Source organism: aff. Roholtiella sp. LEGE 12411, from assembly GCF_015206995.1.
Lineage (GTDB): Bacteria > Cyanobacteriota > Cyanobacteriia > Cyanobacteriales > Nostocaceae > Komarekiella.
In genome coordinates this window covers 1-1,326 of the sequence record NZ_JADEXR010000321.1, presented here as the reverse complement: position 1 = coordinate 1,326, position 1,326 = coordinate 1, and the positions used below count along the sequence as shown (strand labels likewise).

Annotated in this window: 1 protein-coding gene; it reads left to right on the top strand. The window is 52.9% G+C overall.

Annotation, left to right across the window (positions count from 1 at the left end):
- Window positions 1–139: 139 nt before the first annotated feature.
- Entirely contained in the window at window positions 140–1,306 is a 1,167-nt protein-coding gene (locus IQ246_RS29685) for an IS4 family transposase (RefSeq protein ID WP_194006855.1), read from the top strand.
- Window positions 1,307–1,326 lie beyond the last annotated feature (20 nt).

Genomic DNA, 1,326 nt, shown 5'->3' with positions numbered 1-1,326 from the left:
CAGTAGTGTCCCAACGTTTTCACATTAGGTCATCGTAAGTTAATGATTTACTTGCAGATTTCAGCATTTTCATCTGGTCTCGATTTGAACGTCGAATGTCAGACTCGCGGTTTTGGGTGTTTTTTCGCCCTACACCGCCATGCATCAAGGCAAGCTTGTGTTCGCTCAGCTCATGGCGCATCTGCCCATGAGCACCTTTCGCCGCTGTGTGGCTCGCCACAACGGCGATTTCAAAGTCCAAGACTTCCACTGTTTGGATCAATTCTTCGCTATGGCCTTCGCCCAGTTGACTTACCGAGAGTCGCTGCGCGATATCGAGATCAACCTGCGCGCCCAGTCTCAGCGCCTGTATCACATGGGCTTTCGATGCGCCACGATTTCTCGCAACACGCTGTCCAACGCGAATGCGACACGCCCGTGGCAAATCTACGCCGATCTGGCGCAGCACCTCATTGGCATTGCCCGGCCGCTGTACGCCAGAGAAAGCCTGGCGCTCGATCTGGACGCGATGGTCTATGCCTTCGATGCCACCACGATCGACCTGTGTCTGTCTGTATTTCCTTGGGCACCGTTTCGCTCTACCAAGGCTGCTATCAAGCTGCACACGCTGCTGGATTTGCGGGGCTCTATTCCCGCTTTCATTCACATCACAGACGGCAAGACGCACGAAGTCAATACGCTGGACGAGCTGACGTTGGAGGCGGGAGCGTTCTATTTGCTCGACCGGGGCTACTTGGACTTCAAGCGTCTGTTTGTGATTCATCAGGCGCGCGCCTTCTTCGTGACGCGTGCCAAGAGCAACACTCAGTTCAAGCGGCGCTACTCTCAAAGCGTCGACCGCATCAACACCCATGTGATTTGCGATCAGATTGGTGTGCTCACGGTGCATTACTCCAGCAAGGACTACCCCGAGGCGCTGCGCCGGGTGGTGGTCAAAGACGAGTCGGGCAAACGGATTACGTTTCTGACCAACAACTTCAGCCTCAAACCCGAGTTGATCGCGCAGCTCTATCGCCAGCGCTGGCAAGTCGAGCTGTTCTTCAAATGGATCAAGCAGCATCTGCGTATCAAGACGTTCTACGGGGAAACCGAGAACGCGGTGAGGACGCAGATTTGGATCGCGATCTGCACCTACGTGCTGATAGCCATTGCCAAGAAGCGCTTGAAATTGACTCATAGCCTCTACGAAATCCTACAAATCTTGAGCTTGACCATGTTTGAAAATATCCCTATCAATCAACTACTTACAACTACCCCAGTAAATTCAAATCGGAATTCAGAGCTCAAACAGCTCTCTCTTCTCTGAAAAACGTTGGGACACTACTG